19 protein-coding genes are annotated in these 17,621 nt (G+C 73.0%); 4 read left to right on the top strand and 15 right to left on the bottom strand.

Annotation, left to right across the window (positions count from 1 at the left end; genetic code table 11):
• Positions 1-17: 17 nt before the first annotated feature.
• Complete coding sequence (locus tag GHR20_RS08240) at positions 18-740, top strand: 3'-5' exonuclease (RefSeq protein WP_153812800.1); 723 nt, start codon at positions 18-20, stop codon at positions 738-740.
• A gap of 46 nt (positions 741-786) precedes the next feature.
• Here the strand turns inward: GHR20_RS08240 and GHR20_RS08235 are convergent, their stop codons facing one another.
• Positions 787-1,650, bottom strand: a complete 864-nt coding sequence (locus tag GHR20_RS08235; RefSeq protein WP_153812799.1) for an aminoglycoside phosphotransferase family protein — start codon at positions 1,648-1,650, stop codon at positions 787-789.
• A gap of 307 nt (positions 1,651-1,957) precedes the next feature.
• Here GHR20_RS08235 and GHR20_RS08230 point away from each other — a divergent pair, with 307 nt between their 5' ends.
• The 3 genes from GHR20_RS08230 to GHR20_RS08220 all read left to right on the top strand — a co-directional run bounded on the left by GHR20_RS08230 (position 1,958) and on the right by GHR20_RS08220 (position 4,283).
• Positions 1,958-2,509, top strand: coding sequence for a DUF1697 domain-containing protein (locus tag GHR20_RS08230; RefSeq protein ID WP_153812798.1), 552 nt, complete (start codon positions 1,958-1,960; stop codon positions 2,507-2,509).
• Between the two features lie 23 nt (positions 2,510-2,532).
• Entirely contained in the window at positions 2,533-3,549 is a 1,017-nt protein-coding gene (locus tag GHR20_RS08225) for a 2-dehydropantoate 2-reductase N-terminal domain-containing protein (protein ID WP_153812797.1), read from the top strand.
• Between the two features lie 410 nt (positions 3,550-3,959).
• The gene (locus tag GHR20_RS08220) at positions 3,960-4,283 is read left to right on the top strand and encodes a hypothetical protein (RefSeq protein ID WP_111581069.1); all 324 of its coding nucleotides are present in this window, start codon (positions 3,960-3,962) and stop codon (positions 4,281-4,283) included.
• Positions 4,284-4,323: 40 nt separating this feature from the next.
• Here the strand turns inward: GHR20_RS08220 and GHR20_RS08215 are convergent, their stop codons facing one another.
• The 14 genes from GHR20_RS08215 to GHR20_RS08150 all read right to left on the bottom strand — a co-directional run bounded on the left by GHR20_RS08215 (position 4,324) and on the right by GHR20_RS08150 (position 17,413).
• Positions 4,324-5,061 carry a sirohydrochlorin chelatase gene (locus GHR20_RS08215; RefSeq protein WP_153812796.1) on the bottom strand — a complete coding sequence of 246 codons (738 nt, stop codon included), beginning with the start codon at positions 5,059-5,061 and terminating at the stop codon, positions 4,324-4,326.
• Positions 5,062-5,066: 5 nt separating this feature from the next.
• A complete protein-coding gene (locus GHR20_RS08210) occupies positions 5,067-5,957 on the bottom strand; it encodes an ABC transporter permease (protein WP_153812795.1) in 891 nt (296 codons plus the stop codon).
• Positions 5,944-6,723 (bottom strand): ABC transporter ATP-binding protein, encoded by a 780-nt coding sequence (locus GHR20_RS08205; protein WP_111581072.1) that lies wholly within the window; start codon positions 6,721-6,723, stop codon positions 5,944-5,946. Before GHR20_RS08205 ends, GHR20_RS08210 begins: the two co-directional genes overlap by 14 nt.
• Positions 6,724-6,757: 34 nt before the next feature.
• Complete coding sequence (locus tag GHR20_RS08200; RefSeq protein WP_153812794.1) at positions 6,758-7,867, bottom strand: aliphatic sulfonate ABC transporter substrate-binding protein; 1,110 nt, start codon at positions 7,865-7,867, stop codon at positions 6,758-6,760.
• A 218-nt stretch (positions 7,868-8,085) separates the two neighbouring features.
• A complete protein-coding gene (locus tag GHR20_RS08190; protein ID WP_153812792.1) occupies positions 8,086-9,420 on the bottom strand; it encodes a GTP-binding protein in 1,335 nt (444 codons plus the stop codon).
• Between the two features lie 2 nt (positions 9,421-9,422).
• Positions 9,423-10,358, bottom strand: coding sequence for a sulfate adenylyltransferase subunit CysD (gene cysD, locus GHR20_RS08185; RefSeq protein WP_153812791.1), 936 nt, complete (start codon positions 10,356-10,358; stop codon positions 9,423-9,425).
• Complete coding sequence (gene cysC, locus GHR20_RS08180; RefSeq protein WP_153812790.1) at positions 10,355-10,969, bottom strand: adenylyl-sulfate kinase; 615 nt, start codon at positions 10,967-10,969, stop codon at positions 10,355-10,357. Before cysC ends, cysD begins: the two co-directional genes overlap by 4 nt.
• Positions 10,966-11,676, bottom strand: coding sequence for a phosphoadenylyl-sulfate reductase (locus tag GHR20_RS08175; RefSeq protein WP_153812789.1), 711 nt, complete (start codon positions 11,674-11,676; stop codon positions 10,966-10,968). The genes cysC and GHR20_RS08175 overlap by 4 nt, the downstream gene beginning before the upstream one ends.
• Entirely contained in the window at positions 11,673-11,855 is a 183-nt protein-coding gene (locus GHR20_RS08170) for a hypothetical protein (protein WP_153812788.1), read from the bottom strand. The genes GHR20_RS08175 and GHR20_RS08170 overlap by 4 nt, the downstream gene beginning before the upstream one ends.
• Positions 11,852-13,549 (bottom strand): nitrite/sulfite reductase, encoded by a 1,698-nt coding sequence (locus tag GHR20_RS08165; protein WP_153812787.1) that lies wholly within the window; start codon positions 13,547-13,549, stop codon positions 11,852-11,854. Before GHR20_RS08165 ends, GHR20_RS08170 begins: the two co-directional genes overlap by 4 nt.
• A 147-nt stretch (positions 13,550-13,696) precedes the next feature.
• Positions 13,697-13,780, bottom strand: coding sequence for a putative leader peptide (locus tag GHR20_RS38290; RefSeq protein ID WP_310739661.1), 84 nt, complete (start codon positions 13,778-13,780; stop codon positions 13,697-13,699).
• Positions 13,781-13,907: 127 nt separating this feature from the next.
• Entirely contained in the window at positions 13,908-14,480 is a 573-nt protein-coding gene (locus tag GHR20_RS08160; RefSeq protein ID WP_153812786.1) for a GNAT family N-acetyltransferase, read from the bottom strand.
• A gap of 86 nt (positions 14,481-14,566) precedes the next feature.
• Positions 14,567-15,901 carry a hypothetical protein gene (locus GHR20_RS08155; RefSeq protein WP_153812785.1) on the bottom strand — a complete coding sequence of 445 codons (1,335 nt, stop codon included), beginning with the start codon at positions 15,899-15,901 and terminating at the stop codon, positions 14,567-14,569.
• A gap of 201 nt (positions 15,902-16,102) precedes the next feature.
• Positions 16,103-17,413, bottom strand: a complete 1,311-nt coding sequence (locus tag GHR20_RS08150) for a GAF domain-containing protein (RefSeq protein WP_153812784.1) — start codon at positions 17,411-17,413, stop codon at positions 16,103-16,105.
• Positions 17,414-17,621 lie beyond the last annotated feature (208 nt).

Raw genomic sequence — 17,621 nt, 5'->3', positions numbered from 1 at the left:
AAGAAGGGGGACCGCCCATGGGCTGGCACCAAGAGCTGCTGGTCGGCTTCGACCTGGAGACGACCGGCACGGATCCGCGCGAGGCACGCATCGTCACCGGCGCGGTGATCGAGGTCAGGGCCGGTGAGCCGCTGGGCCACCGGGAGTGGCTGGCCGATCCGGGCGTCAAGATCCCGGCCGACGCGGTCGCCGTGCACGGGATCAGCAATGAACGGGCGGCGGCCGAGGGCGCACCCGCGGACCGGGTCGCCGACGCCATCGCCGAGGCCCTGGTGTCGTACTGGAAGACGGGCGTCCCGGTCGTCGCCTACAACGCGGCCTTCGACCTCACCCTGCTCGCCGCCGAACTGCGCCGCCACCGGCTGCCGTCCCTCGCCGACCGCCTCGGCGGGGCGGCCCCCGCGCCGGTGATCGACCCGTACACCATCGACCGCCGGGCGGACCGCTACCGCCGCGGCAAGCGGAATCTGGAAGCGGTCTGCGCCGAGTACGGCGTCGTCCTGGACGCGGCGCACAACGCGTCCGCGGACGCCCTCGCCGCCGCCCGCCTGGCCGCCGCGATAGCCGTCCGCCACCCCAAGATCGCCGCGCTCGGCCCGGCCGAACTGCACCGCCGGCAGATCGAGTGGTACGCCGAATGGGCGGCCGACTTCCAGGAGTTCCTGCGCCGCAAGGGGGACGGGGCGGCGGTGGTGGACGGGCTGTGGCCGCTGCGGGAGCTGACACCCGAGACGGTGTGACGCGAGGCGTCCGGCGGCTCGGACGCGGGCCGTCCGGCCGGTGGGATCAGAAGGGGTACCAGCGCACCGACTCGTCCCCGTCCCGCAGCGACGCCACCCGGCGGCGGAACTCCGCGAGGGCCTTCGGATTGCCGGGCGCGTGCTGGGCGACCCAGGCGCAGCTGGCCGTCTCGCGGGCGCCGCGCAGCACCGAGCAGCCCTCCCACTCGCGCACGTCCCAGCCGTAGGTCGCGGTGAAGGCGTCGTACGACGCGGCGGGCAGCCCGTACCGGTCGCGGGACAGGGCCATCACCACCAGGTCGTGCTCGCGCAGATCCGCGGAGAAGGTCTCCAGGTCCACCAGGGCCGGACCCTCGGGCCCGATGTGGACATTGCGCGCCAGCGCGTCACCGTGGATGGGACCCGGCGCCAGACGGGGCGTCAGCGCCGCCGCGGCCGCCGCGAAGCCGTCCCGGCGCGCCCGCAGATAGGCCGCGTCCTCGGGGTCGACCGCCTCGCCCGCGAGCCGCAGCCAGCGCTCCACGCCGCCCAGCAGCTCACGCGGCGGCAGCGCGAACGGCGCCGCGGGCAGGGCGTGCACCAGGCGCAGCAGCCCGGCCAGATCACGCGGCTCGGCGGGGCGTACGGCGTCCGGCAGCCGGTGCCACACCGTCACCGGATGCCCCTCGGCCAGCCGCGGCTCCGGCTCGGCCGCCCGCACCGCCGGCACGCCCGCCTCGGCGAGCCACCCGGCGACGGCCAGCTCACGCCGGGCGCGCTCCAGCAGCTCGGCGTCCCGCCCCACCTTCACGACCAGGTCGCCGGCGGCGAACACCGCGTTCTCGCCGAGCGCGAGCAGCACCGCGTCCCCGGCCCCCGCCGCGGGCACGCCCGCCGCGGCCAGTACGTCCCGCGCCCGTGCCTCGTCCATCGTGGTGCCTCTCCGTGCCGCCGTCTTCGCCGAGCCGTTCCCGGGGCGCCGGCGCCCGCCGTTTCCCCCGGTCAGTCTCCCATCCGCGCGGGACCGGACCCCGCCGGGCGTCATGGGATGTCCGTTCCGCCGTCAGAGATCCACTTTGTGATTACGAAAGCTTGTTGAACAAGTCACAGCTGTGTGCAGAGGTTGATCCGGCCCCCGCCGAACCGGCATTGTTTCGCGCAGCCCGCCCCCCTCGGGGCCGGGCCCCGGCCGTCGTGCCCGCCCCCACGGGGCACGACGGCCGTTCTAAGCTGACCGTGTGACGACCTATGCGGCGCTGTTGCGCGGGATCAACGTGGGCGGGAAGCGGAAGCTCCCGATGGCCGACCTGCGCGCCCTGCTCGGCACCCTCGGCCACACCGGCGTCCGCACCCATCTCCAGAGCGGGCAGGCCGTGTTCACCACCGGCCGGGGCGACGAGGAGTCGCTGGCGGGGGAGTTGGCCCGGGCGATCGAGGAACGCTTCGGCTTCCCGGTGGACGTGCTGGTACGCGACCACGCCTATCTGGCCGAGGTGGTCCGCGCCTGCCCCTTCCCGGCCGCCGAACTGGAGGCCCGGCAGCTGCACGTGACCTACTTCTCCGGCCCCGTCACCCCCGACCGCTACGCCCACCTCGACCAAGTCGCCCACCTCCCCGAGGAGTTCCGCCTCGGCGACCGCTGCCTGTACCTGTACGCCCCCGACGGCCTCGGCCGCTCCAGGCTCGCCGAGGCGCTGGGCCGCCTGCGGGCCGCCACGGACCTGGTCGGCACCAGCCGGAACTGGAACACCGTGGTGAAACTCGCCGAGCTGACCGCGCCCCCGGCGTGATCGCGTGTGATGGGATCGGGTCCATGCGCTACATCGTGATCGGAGCGGGAGCGGTCGGCGGGGCCGTCGGCGGACGGCTGGCCCAGGCCGGACGCGAGGTCGTCCTCGTCGCCCGCGGCGGACATCTGAGGGCACTCGGCGAGCACGGGCTGCGGCTGCGCGTCCCCGAGGGGGAGCTGACGTACCGGCTGCCGGCCGTCGAGGGCCCGGAGCGGCTCGGCGCGTTGCGCCCGGACGACGTCCTGCTGCTCGCCGTGAAGACCCAGGACACCGCGGCCGCGCTGGACGCCTGGGCGCCCGCCCCGGTGGCCGGCGGCGGCACCGCCGCCGAACGGCTGCCGCTGCTCTGCCTCCAGAACGGCGTGGAGAGCCCCCGGATCGCGCTGCGCCGCTTCCGCCGGGTGTACGGCGTCTGCGTCTGGCTGCCCTCCACCTTCGTGGAGCCCGGCGTCGTCTCCGCCCCGGGCGCCCCGCTCACCGGCATCCTCCATCTGGGCCGCGCCGAGGGCGGTACCGACGACACCGCCCGGCGGATCGCCGCCGACCTCGCCGCCGCGCACTTCGAGGCGCCGGTCGTGCCGGACGTGGCCCGCTGGCAGTACGCCAAGCTGCTCAGCAACCTCGCCAACGCCCAGGAGGCCCTGAGCGGCCCCATCGAGGGCACGGCCGCCGAGGAACTGCACGCACGGGTACGGGCCGAGGGGGAGGCCGTGCTGGCCGCCGCCGGGATCGCCCACGCGAGCGCCGAGGAGCAGCGCGCGGTGCGCGGCGACAAGGTGACCCTGGTCCCGCTGGACGGGGCCCCGCGCGGCGGCGGCTCCTCCTGGCAGTCCCTCGCGCGCGGCACCGGCAGCATCGAGGCGGACTACCTCAACGGCGAGATCGCCCTGCTCGGGCGGCTGCACGGCATGCCCGCGCCGCTGAACGAACTCCTTCAGCGCCTCGCCGGCGCCTTCGCCCGGGAACGCCGGGCGGCGGGCTCACTGCCGCCGGCCGAGCTGGTCCGGCTGGCCGACGAGGCGCGGGCGGCGTCGGCCTGAACCGCCGCCGAACTCCGCTTGTGCTGAACCGGAGTTCGAAGGGACCTCGCCGCAGTGGCCGATAACCGACCCTGTGCGTACCCGACTTGGTCTTCCTCTGTGACACCTGGGGCTCCCGGGGCGCAGAACGGAGTGCCGTCGCGGTCCGACGTCACAGGGGAACGCCGGACCGCGACGGCTTGTACCACGGTCCTCACTCGTACGGGGACGGCTCCGCGAACAACGCGACAACTCCGTCCCGCTGTCCCTAGGGTGAAGCACGCCGGACGGCCGGAAGGACACCGCCCATCCCCGCGCCGGAGCGTGCGCACGCCGTTCCGCTCGCGCGTCCGGGGTCGTCGACGGACGACCGGCCACCCGCGGGAGTGGCGATTTTCGGCCTACCTCCGATCCACGAGCGAGGACTGGACATGAGCACCTACGACTACGGACACCCCAACGGACCTGGACAGTACGGTGAGTTCGTCGGCCTCGACCTGACCCACGGCACCCCGCCGCTGCCGGCCCTGATCGCGGTCTCCGCCCGGCTCACCGAGGCGCTGCGCAGGGAGTGCCCCGGGCTCGTCCGGCAGGGCCAGATCATCGAGGCGGCGTTCGCGGAGTCCGCCGACGACGGACTGCCGCCCAACCGCGGCCGCATCCGCTCCGCCCTGGACGACATCTGCATCGGGGCGTCGGCCGGCACCGCCAGTCTCGCCTACACCCGGCAGCTGGTGCAGGCTCTCGGACTGTGACCGCGGGCCGCGCCCGGCGGCGGCCCTCGCACGAAACTCCTTAGGCGCCGAGCGCCTGGAGCGCCGGGCGGCACGCCGCGTCGTACCGGCGCAGCAGCAGCCGGGCCACCTCCGGCGCGGGCCCCAGCACCTCGGCGAGGACGTCCGCCCCGGCCGCGCCGCGCGCGATCCGGTCCGGCAGGAAGCCGGGCGCGAGGACGTACGGCGCGACGGCGACCCGTGCGCAGCCGAGCGCGTGCAGTTCCCGTACGGCGTCCTCGGTGCGCGGCAGCCGGGCGGAGGCGAACGCGGGCCGCACGGCGCACCAACCGGTGTGCCACCACTCCCGCGCGATATCGGCGATCACCGCGATCGCCTCCGGGTCGCTGGACCCCGCCGAGGCCAGCACGACCCCGGTCGAGGACTTGTCGGCGGGGCTGAGCCCGGCCTCGTACAGCCGTCGCTCCAGCGCCGTGAGCAGCAGCGGCGACGGGCCGAGCACCTCCGCCTGCCGTATCCGCAGCCGCGCGGGCGCCGCCCGCAGCACCGCCGGGATGTCGGACTTCGCGTGGAAGGCACGGGTGAGCAGCAGCGGCAGCGCCACCACGTCCCGGACGCCCTCCGCCGCCAGGGACTTGAGCACACCGTGGACGGACGGCACGTTGAAGTCGAGGAAGCCGGTCTCCACGCGCAGCCCGGGGCGCTGCGCGCGCACCCGCTCCACCAGGGCGTGCACGGTGGCGGCGTGCCGCGGGTCGCGGCTGCCGTGGGCGATGACGAGGAGCACGGGCGCTGCCATACGGATCAGCCTTTCACCAGCAGGCCGCGGCTGCGCAGCACCCACCGCTCCAGCGGACTGAAGATCAGCAGGTCGATGGCGATGCCGACGAACAGGATCAGCAGGATGGCCTCGAACACCATGGCCATGTCGCTGGCCGTACGGGCGTTCTCCAGGAGCTGGCCGAGGCCGGTGCCCAGGTCGGGGAAGTTCGCGATGATCTCGGCGGCCATCAGGGAGCGCCAGGAGAAGGCCCAGCCCTGCTTCATGCCCGCCACATAGCCGGGCAGCGCGGCCGGCAGGGTGATGTGCCAGGTGCCCTTGACCCCGGTGGCGCCGAGCGTACGGCCCGCGCGCAGGAACAGCGGGGGCACCTGGTCCACGCCGGACACCAGCCCGTTGGCGATGGACGGCACCGCGCCGAGCAGGATCACCGTGTACATCATGGAGTTGTCCAGGCCCAGCCAGATCACGGCCGGGGGCACCCAGGCGACCGAGGGCAGCGACTGGAGGCCGGACAGGATGGGCCCGATCGCGGCGCGCACGAACTTCACCCGGGCCACCAGCAGCCCCAGCGGGGTGCCGATCACCAGGGCGAGGCAGAAGCCGAGCAGACCGCGCGAGACGGACGTCCAGATGTAGCCGAGCAGCTTGCCCTGGAGCCAGTCGTCGCGGAAGGCGCCCCAGACCGCGCCCGGCGTGGGCAGCTTGGTCGGGTCGTCCACGATCTTCAGGGTGATCAGGCCCTGCCACACCAGGAGGACGACGGCGATCGCGGCGACCGGCGGCAGGATCTTGTCGACCAGGGTCCTGCGGAACGGTGTACGGCCCGAGGGGGCGGTCTCCAGCGCGTCGAGGCCCGCCTCCACGCTGCCCGGGGCCGGGGCGTCGGTGGTGGTGGTGTCAGTGCTGGCCATGGCGGCGGATCTCCCCACGCAGTACTTCGGTGATCTCCAGGGACAGTTCCGCCACGGGCGCGTCCTCGATGCGGCGCGGCTGCGGGATGCCGACCTCCCATTCGCGGGCCACCCGGCCCGGCCGGGAGGACAGCAGCACGACCCGCTGGGCGAGCCGCACGGCCTCGCGCACATTGTGGGTGACGAACAGTACCGAGACGCCGGTCTCCGACCAGATCCGGGTCAGCTCGTCGTGCAGCACGTCCCGGGTGATGGCGTCCAGGGCCGCGAACGGCTCGTCCATCAGCAGCAGTCGGCTCTCCTGGGCGAGCGCCCGGGCCAGCGCGACCCGCTGGCGCATACCGCCGGACAGTTCGTGCACCCGCTTGCCGTACGCGCCCTGGAGGCGGACGAGTCCGAGGAGTTCCTCGGCCTTGCCGCGCCGCTCGGGGCGGGGAACTCCCCTGAGTTTGAGAGCGAGTTCGATGTTCTTGCCGGCGGTCAGCCAGGGGAACAGGGCGTGTTCCTGGAACATCAGCGCGGGACGGCCGTCGGTGCGGATGGCGCCGGTGGTGGGCTCGTCCAGGCCCGCCACCAGATTGAGCAGCGTGGACTTGCCGCAGCCCGAGGCGCCCAGGAGGGTGACGAACTCGCCGGGCGCGACATCGAGGCTGATGTCGTCCAGCACGAGCTGGGAGCCGCCCGGCGTGGCGAAGGACTTCGAGACATGCTCAAGGCGTGCGGCGTACTCCACCGACCGCGCGGCCTTGGCGAGGGTCGTGGCCATGGTCGTCACCTCCTGGGACGTCTTCGGGCGGGCGTCAGCTGGTGCCGAGGCCGGCGGCGTCGACCGGGCTCGCGCCCTGGGCCTTGAGCACCTTGTCGAGGATCGTCAGGTCGTAGATCCCCTTGAGGTCCGGCTTCTTGAGCAGCCCGGCCTTGACCGCGTGCGCGGCCTCGGTGTCGAGGGTGGCGGCCAGCGGGTCGTCGGTGAACTGCACCGACTTCCAGGCCGGGTCGAGCACCTTGGCCGGCAGCGCCTTGCCGGAGTCGTCCGCGAGCTGCTTGTTCGCGGCCTGCTTCGCCTGCTCCGGGTTGGCGTTGATCCACTTGTTGGCCTCGACGGACGCCTTCAGGACCGCCTCGACCGCCTTCGGGTGCTCCTTGAGGAACGCCTGGCGCACGATGATGTTGGTGATCACGAACTTGTTGCCCGGCCACAGCGAGGACTCGTCCAGGAGCACCTTGCCGCCCTCGGCGACCAGCTTGGACGCGGTCGGCTCCGGCACCCACGCGCCGTCGATGGAGTGGGACTTGAAGGCGTCCGGGGTCACCTTGTTGTCGCTGCGGACGACCGTGACATCGCCCTTGCCGCTCTGCGGGTCGACCTTCCAGCCCTGCTCCGCGGCCCAGTTGAGGAACGCCACGTCCTGGGTGTTGCCCAGCTGCGGGGTGGCGATCCTCTTGCCCTTGACGTCCTTCAGGGACGTGATCTTCTTCGGGTCGACGACCAGCTTCACCCCGCCGGACGCCGAACCGCCGATGATCTTCAGGGACTTGCCGTCGGACTTGGTGTAGCCGTTGATCGCCGGGGACGGGCCGATCCAGCCGATGTCGATGGAGCCGGAGTTCAGCGCCTCGATCTCGGAGGGCCCGGCGTTGAAGGTGGCGTAGTCGGCCTTGGTGGCGCCCAGTTCCTTCTGGAACAGGCCCTGCTCCCGGCCCACCAGCGCGGTGCCGTGCGTCAGGTTCGGGAAGTAGCCGATCTTGACGGAGCCGAGACCGTCGATCTTCTTGGCCCCGGCGGCGACCTTGGCGGTGTCGTCGCTCTTGGCGTCGGAGCCGTAGCCGCACGCGGCGAGCGTGAGCAGTGGCAGAGCGGCGAGCGCGGCTATCGAGCGGCGCAGGAACGGGGAGTTGATGGCAGGCACGGGAGGTGTTCCTCTCGTTGGCCCGGCGGGTCACGGTCTCTCAGGTCGTGGCCGGGAGGTCGGCAGGTCTTCGTCTGTGGGGGGTGAGGGCGCGCGAGCGGTGCGCGTACGTCAGCGCACACATCGCCCGACCCCGCCCTGTCCGCTGCCGAGGGCACCGCTGCCGACGCGGCCGCCCTCCTTCGCGAACGTGGAGTAGACATCGGATGCGTTCATGCTCAGAAGTCCCAGCCGTCGTCGTCGGCCGCGTCCTTGACGGGCTCCGGCGCGGCGAAGGACTCGCCGACCATGCCCGCGGTGAGGGTGGTGCCGTCGGCGGGGTCGATCAGGATGAAGGAGCCGGTGCGGCGCGAGTCGGCGTAGGCGTCGACGGGCAGCGGTTCGGCGGTACGGATCTTCACCCGGCCGATGTCGTTGGCGGCGAGCAGCCCGGGGTGCGGGTGCAGGGACAGATCGTCCAGGGTGAGCCGGGACGGGATGTCCTTGACGATCGCCTTGACGGTCCGGGTGCCGTGCTTGAGCAGCACCCGGTGGCCGACGGTCAGCGCGGCGTCGGCGACATGGCACACCGTCGCCTCCACGTCCTGCGTGGTCGGCGGCGCGTCCTTGGTCGGCACGATCAGATCGCCGCGCGAGACGTCGATGTCGTCGGCCAGCAGCAGGGTCACGGACTGGGTGGTCCAGGCGACGTCGACCGGCTCGCCCAGCAGGTCGATGCCGGAGATCGTGGTGGTCCGCCCGGACGGCAGCACCGTGACCTGCTCGCCGACCCGGAAGCTGCCCGCGGCGATCTGGCCCGCATAACCCCGGTAGTCGGGGTGCTCGGCGCTCTGTGGCCGGATCACGTACTGCACGGGCAGCCGGGCGTGGCAGTGCGCCAGGTCGTGGCTGACCGGGACGGTCTCCAGGTGCTCAAGGACGGTGGGGCCGCCGTACCAGTCCATGCGCGCGGACGGCTCCACCACGTTGTCCCCGGCGAGCGCGGAGATCGGGATCGCGGTGACCTCGGGGATGCCCAACTCGGTGGCGTAGGCGGTGAATTCCTCGGCGATCGCCGCGAAGACCGGCTCCCGGTAGCCGACCAGGTCCATCTTGTTGACGGCCAGCACCACGTGCGGGACGCGCAGCAGGGCGGCGATCGCGGCATGCCTGCGGGTCTGCTCGACCACGCCGTTGCGGGCGTCGACCAGGATCACCGTCAGTTCGGCGGTGGAGGCGCCGGTGACCATGTTGCGGGTGTACTGCACATGGCCGGGGGTGTCGGCGAGGATGAACCGCCGCCGGGGCGTGGCGAAGTAGCGGTACGCCACGTCGATCGTGATGCCCTGTTCCCGCTCGGCGCGCAGCCCGTCGGTGAGCAGCGCGAGATCGGGGCCGTCCTGCCCGCGGCTCGCCGACGCCCGCTCCACGGCCTCCAGCTGGTCGGTGAGCACCGACTTGGAGTCGTGCAGCAGCCGGCCGACCAGGGTGGACTTGCCGTCGTCGACGGAGCCGGCGGTGGCGAACCTGAGCAGCGTGGCGGTCGCCGCCAGCGCCTCGGTGGTCGTGGTCATGGTCAGAAGTACCCCTCGCGCTTGCGGTCTTCCATCGCGGCCTCGGACAGCTTGTCGTCGGCGCGGGTCGCGCCCCGCTCGGTGAGCCGGGAGGCGGCGATCTCCGCGATGACGGCGTCCAGGGTCGTCGCGTCGGAGTCGACGGCGCCGGTGCAGGACATGTCACCGACGGTGCGGTAGCGCACCAGGCGCCGGACGACCGGTTCGTCCTCGCGCGGACCGCCCCAGTCGCCGGCCGTCAGCCACATCCCGGCCCGCTGGAACACCTCGCGCTCGTGCGCGAAGTAGATCCGCGGCAGCGCGATGCCCTCGCGGGCGATGTACTGCCACACGTCCAGCTCGGTCCAGTTCGACAGCGGGAACACCCGGACGTGCTCACCGGGCGCGTGCCGGCCGTTGTACAGGTTCCACAGCTCGGGGCGCTGGCGGCGCGGGTCCCACTGGGAGAACTCGTCGCGCAGCGAGAACACCCGCTCCTTCGCGCGGGCCTTCTCCTCGTCCCGGCGCCCGCCGCCGAAGACCGCGTCGAACCTCTCCGAGCGGATCTTCTCGGTCAGCGGCAGCGTCTGGAGCGGGTTGCGGGTGCCGTCCGGGCGCTCCTTGAGCACCCCCCGGTCGATGTAGTCCTGCACGGAGGCCACATGGAGGCGCAGCCCGTGCCGCTCGACCGCGCGGTCCCGGTACTCCAGCACCTCGGGGAAGTTGTGCCCGGTGTCCACGTGCAGCAGCGAGAACGGCACCGCGGCCGGCGCGAACGCCTTCAGCGCGAGGTGCAGCATGACGATCGAGTCCTTGCCCCCGGAGAACAGGATCACCGGGTTCTCGAACTCGCCCGCCACCTCACGGAAGATGTGCACGGCCTCGGACTCCAGCGCGTCCAGGTGCGACAGGGCGTACGGGCTGTCCGTACCGCCCTGCACCTCGGCGAGCGTGGTCATATCAGTCCCCTCTCGCTGAGCAGCGCGGACACGGCGGCCGCGGATTCCTGCACACTCTGGTGCTGCGACTCGATGCGCAGGTCGGGTTCGGCGGGCTCCTCGTACGGGTCGTCCACCCCGGTCAGCCCGGTCAGTTCGCCCGCGGCCTGCTTGGCGTACAGCCCCTTCACATCGCGGACGCTGCACACCTCGACGGGCGTCGCCACATGCACCTCCAGATACGGGGTGGCGTTCTCCTCGTGCCGCTCGCGCACGGCGTCCCGGCTGTCCGCGTACGGCGCGATCACCGGTACGAGGGTCAGCACACCGTTGCGGGCGAGCAGTTCGGCGACGAAGCCGATGCGCCGCACATTCGTGTGCCGGTCCTGCCGGGAGAAGCCGAGGCCCGCGGAGAGGAACTCGCGGATCTCGTCGCCGTCGAGCACCTCGACCCGGCGGCCCCCGGCACGCAGCCGGTCCGCCAGTTCCCGTGCGATGGTGGTCTTGCCGGCGCTCGGCAGACCCGTGAGCCAGACGGTGGCTCCGGTGGTCACGTCGTTCTCCTGAGTCCGAGACGGTGTCTGTGTCTGTGTCTGTGTCTGTGTCTTTGTGTGTGCCTGGGGGAGCGTCATCCGTGCAGCCCGCACTCGGTCTTGGCGCGTCCCGCCCAGCGTCCGGCGCGCGCGTCCTCGCCCTCCAGGACCCGGCGGGTGCAGGGGGCGCAGCCGATGGAGGCGTAGCCGTCCATCAGCAACGGGTTGGTGAGGACGCCGTGTTCGGCGACATAGGCGTCCACGTCCTCCTGGGTCCAGCGGGCGATGGGGGAGACCTTGACCTTGTGCCGCTTCTCGTCCCAGCCGACCACCGGGGTGTCCGCCCGGGTCGGGGACTCGTCGCGGCGCAGCCCGGTCGCCCATGCCCGGTAGTCCGCCAGGCCCTCCTCCAGGGGGCGCACCTTGCGCAGGGCGCAGCACAGGTCGGGGTCGCGGTCGTGCAGCCCCGGGCCGTACTCGGCGTCCTGCTCGGCCACCGTCTGCCGGGGCGTGAGGGTGCGGACGTTGACGTCCATCACCGCCGCCACGGCGTCCCGGGTGCCGATGGTCTCCGGGAAGTGGTAGCCGGTGTCCAGGAAGACCACGTCCACGCCCGGGCGCACCCGGGAGGCGAGATGGGCGACCACGGCGTCCTCCATCGAGGAGGTGACGCAGAACCCCTCGCCGAACGTGTCCACCGCCCAGCGCAGGATCTCCAGGGCGGAGGCGTCCTCCAGCTCCCGTCCGGCGCGCTCGGCGAGCTCCCGCGACTCGTCGTCGGTACGCGGCTTCTGATCGGTCGTCATGTCCGCTCGCCCTCTTGGTCGTCGGCCCGGCGCAGTCCCCGCGCGAGCAGTCCGAGGAACTTCAGCTGGAACGCCCGGTTGCACGCCCCGCACTCCCAGGCGCCGTGGCCCTGCTCGCTGGGCCGCAGGTCCTCGTCGCCGCAGTAGGGGCAGTGGAAGGGCGCCGCGCGCTCGCTCACGACAGGGCCTCCTCGGGGGCGCGGGCCGCCCAGACGGCGAACCGCTCGCCGTCCGCGCGCTCGGCCAGATAGCGCCGCAGCACCCGCTCGATGTAGTCGGGCAGCTCGTCCGAGGTGACCTTCAGACCGCGCACCTTGCGGCCGAAGCCCGCCTCCAGGCCGAGCGCGCCGCCCAGGTGCACCTGGTAGCCCTCGACCTGGTTGCCGTCGTCGTCCAGGACCAGCTGGCCCTTGAGACCGATGTCGGCGACCTGGATACGGGCGCAGGCGTTCGGGCAGCCGTTGAGGTTGATGGTCAGCGGCTCGTCGAACTCGGGGAGCCGGCGCTCCAGTTCGTCGATCAGGGAGCTGCCGCGCGCCTTGGTCTCCACGATGGCGAGCTTGCAGAACTCGATGCCGGTGCAGGCCATGGTGCCGCGCCGGAACGTGGACGGGGAGACGGTGAGGCCGAGCGCCTCCAGGGCCGAGGACAGCGGCTCGACCTGGTCCTGCTCGACGTCCAGCACGATCATCTTCTGCTCGACGGTGGTGCGCACCCGCCCCGAGCCGTGCGCCTCGGCGACCTCGGCGATCTTGGCCAGCGTGGTGCCGTCGACCCGGCCGACGCGCGGCGCGAACCCGACGTAGAAGCGGCCGTCCCGCTGCCGGTGCACCCCGACGTGGTCGCGCCAGCGCCGCACCGGCTGCTCGGGCGCCGGCCCGTCGGTCAGCTTGCGCCCGAGGTACTCGTCCTCCAGCACCTGCCGGAACTTCTCCGCGCCCCAGTCGGCGACCAGGAACTTCAGCCGGGCCCGGTTGCGCAGCCGCCGGTAGCCGTAGTCGCGGAAGATCGAGATGACGCCCTCGTGGACGTCGGCGACCTCCGCCAGCGGCACCCAGGCGCCCAGCCGCACACCGATCTTCGGGTTGGTGGAGAGCCCGCCGCCGACCCACAGGTCGAAACCGGGGCCGTGCTCGGGGTGTTCGACCCCGACGAACGCGATGTCGTTGATCTCGTGCGCCACGTCGAGCAGCGGCGAGCCGGAGATCGCGGACTTGAACTTGCGCGGAAGGTTCGAGTACGCCGGGTTGCCGATGACCCGGCGGTGGATCTCCTCGATGGCGGGGGTGCCGTCGATGATCTCGTCCTCGGCGATGCCCGCGACCGGGGAGCCGAGGATCACGCGGGGCGTGTCACCGCACGCCTCGGTGGTGGACAGGCCGACCTCCTCGAGCCGCCGCCAGATCTCCGGCACGTCCTCGATACGGACCCAGTGCAGCTGGATGTTCTGCCGGTCGGTGATGTCGGCGGTGCCGCGCGCGAACTCCTGGGAGACCTCGCCGATCACCCGCAGCTGCCCGGTGGTCAACCGGCCGCCGTCGATCCGCACCCGCAGCATGAAGTACTCGTCGTCCAGCTCCTCCGGCTCCAGGATCGCGGTCTTGCCGCCGTCGATCCCGGGCTTGCGCTGGGTGTACAGGCCCCACCAGCGCATCCGGCCGCGCAGATCGTTCGGGTCGATGGAGTCGAAGCCGCGCTGGGAGTAGATCGTCTCAATACGTGTCCGTACGTTGAGACCGTCGTCGTCCTTCTTGAACTGCTCGTTGCCGTTCAGCGGCGTGAGGTGGCCCTGGGCCCACTGGCCCTCACCGCGGTGACGGCTCACCTTGCGGCGGGGCGCGGAGGCGGCGGGGTTCTGTGGGGAGGCGGCCATGGTTACTACGTCCTTCGGACAGGCTGCGGACAGGGAGAAGCGGCGTTGAAATGGCTCTGACCTGCGCAAAAGCGCACACACGGCGGGGGATGGGGGCCGGGTGCGGGCAGCGGTCGAGCGGGGAGGGGGAACGGGGTGCTGTAAGAGTCAGCTCGCCGGACAGATGGCGCTGGACATGCGGCCGAGGTCGACGTGCCGCCGACTCACCAAGGCAATTCCAGTTCCAGGCATGACGGCAGCGTGTCACGGCGATCTGGACAGAGTCCAGCTTCTTCCATCATGTGGACACCCTTGTCTCGCATCGCGGGACAAGGGTGTGTTGCCTCACATGCGTCGCGGGGAGGCTTGTCCGGGCAGGTCAGGCAGGGTACGCACCCGGCCAGGGGCCCGGGTCGGACACCTCCGGCTCCAGCTCCACCCGGGTGTCGTACAGCGTGAAGCCGCGCCGCTGGTAGTTGGCCATGGCGAACTCGCCGTCCTTGTCGCACGTGTGCAGCCATACCCGCTTCGTCGGCGCCAGCCCCGGCCAGCGCTCGGCGAGGTCCCAGGCGCGCGCGGTGCCCCGGGCCAGCAGATGCCCGCCGATGCCGCGGCCGCGGAAGGCGGGGAGCAGCCCGAAGTAGAGGATCTCCACGGCGCCCTCGTCCTGCGCCGCCAGCTCCAGGAAGCCGGCCGGCGTGCCGCGGTCGTACGCCACCCAGGTCTCGACACCGGGCCCCTCCAGCAGCTCCTGCCAGCGCGCGTACGGCCAGCCCAGCCGGTCGGTCCAGCGGATGTCCCCGCCGACGGCCGTGTAGAGGAAGCGGTTGAACTCGGGGGAGGGCACCTCGGCCCGTACGATCCGCACCTCGTCCTCGGGCGCGGCGGCGGGCAGCAGATCGGCCGGGGACGTCTGCTCCAGGTACCAGGTGGTGACAGGGACGCTGCTCATGCGGGCCAGAGAATCATCCCGCCCGGGTGTCTGTCGATCGACCGGCCCCCTTGGCACGAGGCCGGGCCGGGGCGGAGCCCGGCGGCTCAGCCCAGCGACCGGTCCAGTTCCGTCAGCGGCACCGTGAACAGCATCCGGTCGGACAGCGACCACACGTCACCGGTCTCCCCGTCGTACGACAGGGAGCCCGCGGACTCGGCCCAGCAGCGGTGGGTGGCGTCCGCGCCGCACCGAGCCGCCTTCGCGCCCCGGGTGTCCTGCCGCCACAGCCCCCCGTGCCCGTCTTGCGAACCGGGCAGCCGTCCCACATACCAGGACGTGCGCGGGGCGCCGGGCGCCCGGTACGACAGGACGCCCCGGATGCCGGTCACCTTCGTCCGGTACTCCTCCACCGCCTCCGCCCGGCCCTCCGCGTCGGTGGCGAGCAGCCCGGCGCGGCGCGGGTCGGTGCTGAACGCGTACCGCCACAGCCGCGCGGGGCGCTCACTGCCGGGGGAGGTCCACTCCGCGGCGACCAGGCCGGCCGGTGCCGTGCCCGCGTCCAGGGCGAGCGCGCTCGGGCAGGGCGGCCCGTCGGCGGAGCAGCGGCCCGCGGTGTAGCGGTAGCTGCCGATCGCGGGCATCACATAGCCGTACCCGTCGGCGGACCAGCCGCCGCGCACCCGGCCGATCGCGGGCCCGTCGACGGTGGCGCGCTCGATCCGGCCGAGGTCGTACACATAGAGCGCGGCGGAGCCGCCCCGGCCGGCGGTGACCAGCAGCTTGTCCCGGTACCAGACCATGGAGGAGACCCGGGAGCCCAGGCCCCGGTAGTCGCGGCCCCCGTCCACCGGCACCACCAGCAGCACCCAGCGGTAGACGGGGCGGTCCGGATCGTCGGCGTCCACGAAGGCGACCCGGGCGAGGCCCCGCTCGGCGCTCGGGCCGGTGCGGGTGCTGTGGGTCCAGCCGCTGAGGACCACCCGGTGGGTGCCCCGCACCGCGCCGTCGCCGGCGTCCCCGGACGTGGTCACCGAGGCGGGCCGCCAGCCCGCGGCACCGGTGTCGGCCGGGTCCCAGCACCAGGCGCGGCTGGGCGAGGGCGCCACCGGCAGCGAGGCGCGGTCGGTGTCGTCGCAGCCGGATCCCTCGCGCAGGGTGCGGTCGGTGTCGGCCAGCACGGTGTCCATGCCGACCGGCCGGCCCATCGAGGCGGCCAGGGTGTCCAGGGTGCGCGCGGGCACCAGGCTCTCGCGCAGCCGCAGCCGGCCGGTGTCCGCGGGGGAGGTGAGCGGCTTGAGCGCGCCGGGGCGCTCGGTGACCTGCGCCTGGGAGGTGCTGATCAGGGTGGCGGCCGCGGTCAGCGCCAGCGCGGTCCCGGTCAGCGCGGCGCGCAGGGCCGCGCCCCGCCTGCGCCGACGATGTCTGCCGCGTTGCTTCATGTCGTCCCCTCTTCAGGGCCCTTTCGCTCCGGCGCGCGCCGTCCCCCCGGCCCCCGGCCGAGGCGGGTCAACTGCGCCCGCCGATCGTTGCGTTGACACCGCGGTCGGGCCCGTAGGGGATGCTACGGCAGTAACGGTCCGCGCAGGGCGAAGACCCCGCAAATACCCGGAAGTCACGTCGGAAGCCCCGTGCCCCCGCCGTCACGCGGGTCGCGGCCGCTTGGCCGGCGGGGCCGTCCGCCGGTGCGCCACCACCGCCGCGGTGGAACGGGGCAGCAGGTCACGGGGGTCCTCGGGGAGGACGACCTCGACGTCGGCCGCATCAGAGAAACGATACGGCCGATGCTGGAGAAGTCCCCCGAGATAGCGCCGGATACGCGACATCTCCGCCCGCACCGTCACCGTGCGTGACGGGTCCTGGAAGAGGTCCCCGGCCAGCTCCGCCGCCCCCCGCCCGTCCGGGTGTTCGGTCAGCAGGAACAGCAACTCGGCGTGGCGCGGGCTCAGTTCCCGCGACCAGGCGCCCCCCGGGCCGGACGCCGACACGGTCACCGCGGCGCGCTCCGGCCGGGACAGGTCCAGTACGACGCGGGAGGCGGCCGCCGTACCCGGCTCCCCGTCGGCGCGCAGCAGCCAGCCCCCGCCGAGCGGTTCCGCCGCGCACCAGCCGAGCGAGGGCAGCCACCGGCGGCCCGGCACCAGCGACTTGGGCAGCGCCACCCGCCCCAGGTACGGCATCCCGGTCACCGCCGCCGTCCAGCCGTCCCGGTCCACCACCAGCGCCCGCCCGTCCAGCCGGGCCAGCACCGGTGCCGCGATCGCCCGCAGCCGCTCCAGCGAGCCCAGATGCAGCTCCCGCAGCCGGGCCTCGGCGAGCTTCGCCACCGCGTCCACCCAGGAGAGGGTGGCCGGATGCATGGTCTCCAGCGGGCCGCTCACATCCACCACGCCGAGCAGCCGGCCGTCCCGCGGATCCGTGATCGGCGCCCCCGTGCACGTCCAGGAGGTGTGCGACCGGACGAAGTGCTCGGCGGCGAACACCTGGACCGGCCGCCGGACGACCGCCGGGGTGCCCACCCCGTTGGTGCCGACGACGTCCTCCCGCCAGTCCGCGCCCAGTTCGAACCCGAGCGCGTCCGCCTTGCGCAGCACCGGCGGCGACCCCTCACGCCACAGCACCCGCCCGTCCGCGTCGGCGACGACCATGATGTGCTGGGCGACGTCCGCGACCGAAAGCAGCCCCTCGCGCAGCACCGGCAGCACATGCCGCAGCGGCGACTCCTCGCGCCGTCTGCGCACCTCGTCCGCGGGCAGCAGCCCGGATCTGACGTCGCGGTCCGGGTCGACGCCGCCGCGCAGCATCCGCCCCCAGGACTGCTCGATCACCGGCCGCGGCGCGAGCGGCACACGCTGCCCGGCGAGCGCGGCCTCGCGCACCTCGCTCAGCACCCGTGCCGCCCGCGTCGCGTCCACGGCGGCCAGGCGCGCCACGTTCATCGGCGGGTTCACCAGGGGTTCTCCTCCCGGAGAAGAGGGTCGTACACATTCTTCCAGCCGCCCGAAGAGCGCTTTTCGGCCGGTCGTCCCTCACATACTGCCGGGCCGGGCAGGCCGGAGGCACAGACTTCGCGCAGGTGCGCCGACGAGTTGCAACCCCCTGCAACCCTGGTGAACCGCCGCCTCCCGGTCGAGACTTGACCAGTACGCCCCGCGTGGCGTC

The sequence above is a fragment of the Streptomyces sp. SUK 48 genome, assembly GCF_009650765.1.
Classification (GTDB): Bacteria; Actinomycetota; Actinomycetes; order Streptomycetales; family Streptomycetaceae; genus Streptomyces.
Note: the sequence above shows the minus strand (reverse complement) of the source record. Positions and strands in the feature narration are given on the sequence as shown.

What these genes read in the sequence shown, in the direction of transcription:
- GHR20_RS08240 (WP_153812800.1), top strand. Translation starts at nt 18, where the DNA reads ATGGGCTGGCACCAAGAGCTGCTGGTCGGCTTCGACCTGGAGACGACC.
- GHR20_RS08235 (WP_153812799.1), bottom strand. Translation starts at nt 1,650, where the DNA reads ATGGACGAGGCACGGGCGCGGGACGTACTGGCCGCGGCGGGCGTGCCC.
- GHR20_RS08225 (WP_153812797.1), top strand. Translation starts at nt 2,533, where the DNA reads ATGCGCTACATCGTGATCGGAGCGGGAGCGGTCGGCGGGGCCGTCGGC.
- GHR20_RS08220 (WP_111581069.1), top strand. Translation starts at nt 3,960, where the DNA reads ATGAGCACCTACGACTACGGACACCCCAACGGACCTGGACAGTACGGT.
- GHR20_RS08215 (WP_153812796.1), bottom strand. Translation starts at nt 5,061, where the DNA reads ATGGCAGCGCCCGTGCTCCTCGTCATCGCCCACGGCAGCCGCGACCCG.
- GHR20_RS08210 (WP_153812795.1), bottom strand. Translation starts at nt 5,957, where the DNA reads ATGGCCAGCACTGACACCACCACCACCGACGCCCCGGCCCCGGGCAGC.
- GHR20_RS08205 (WP_111581072.1), bottom strand. Translation starts at nt 6,723, where the DNA reads ATGGCCACGACCCTCGCCAAGGCCGCGCGGTCGGTGGAGTACGCCGCA.
- GHR20_RS08190 (WP_153812792.1), bottom strand. Translation starts at nt 9,420, where the DNA reads ATGACCACGACCACCGAGGCGCTGGCGGCGACCGCCACGCTGCTCAGG.
- cysD (WP_153812791.1), bottom strand. Translation starts at nt 10,358, where the DNA reads ATGACCACGCTCGCCGAGGTGCAGGGCGGTACGGACAGCCCGTACGCC.
- cysC (WP_153812790.1), bottom strand. Translation starts at nt 10,969, where the DNA reads ATGACGCTCCCCCAGGCACACACAAAGACACAGACACAGACACAGACA.
- GHR20_RS08175 (WP_153812789.1), bottom strand. Translation starts at nt 11,676, where the DNA reads ATGACGACCGATCAGAAGCCGCGTACCGACGACGAGTCGCGGGAGCTC.
- GHR20_RS08165 (WP_153812787.1), bottom strand. Translation starts at nt 13,549, where the DNA reads ATGGCCGCCTCCCCACAGAACCCCGCCGCCTCCGCGCCCCGCCGCAAG.
- GHR20_RS38290 (WP_310739661.1), bottom strand. Translation starts at nt 13,780, where the DNA reads ATGCCTGGAACTGGAATTGCCTTGGTGAGTCGGCGGCACGTCGACCTC.
- GHR20_RS08160 (WP_153812786.1), bottom strand. Translation starts at nt 14,480, where the DNA reads ATGAGCAGCGTCCCTGTCACCACCTGGTACCTGGAGCAGACGTCCCCG.
- GHR20_RS08155 (WP_153812785.1), bottom strand. Translation starts at nt 15,901, where the DNA reads ATGAAGCAACGCGGCAGACATCGTCGGCGCAGGCGGGGCGCGGCCCTG.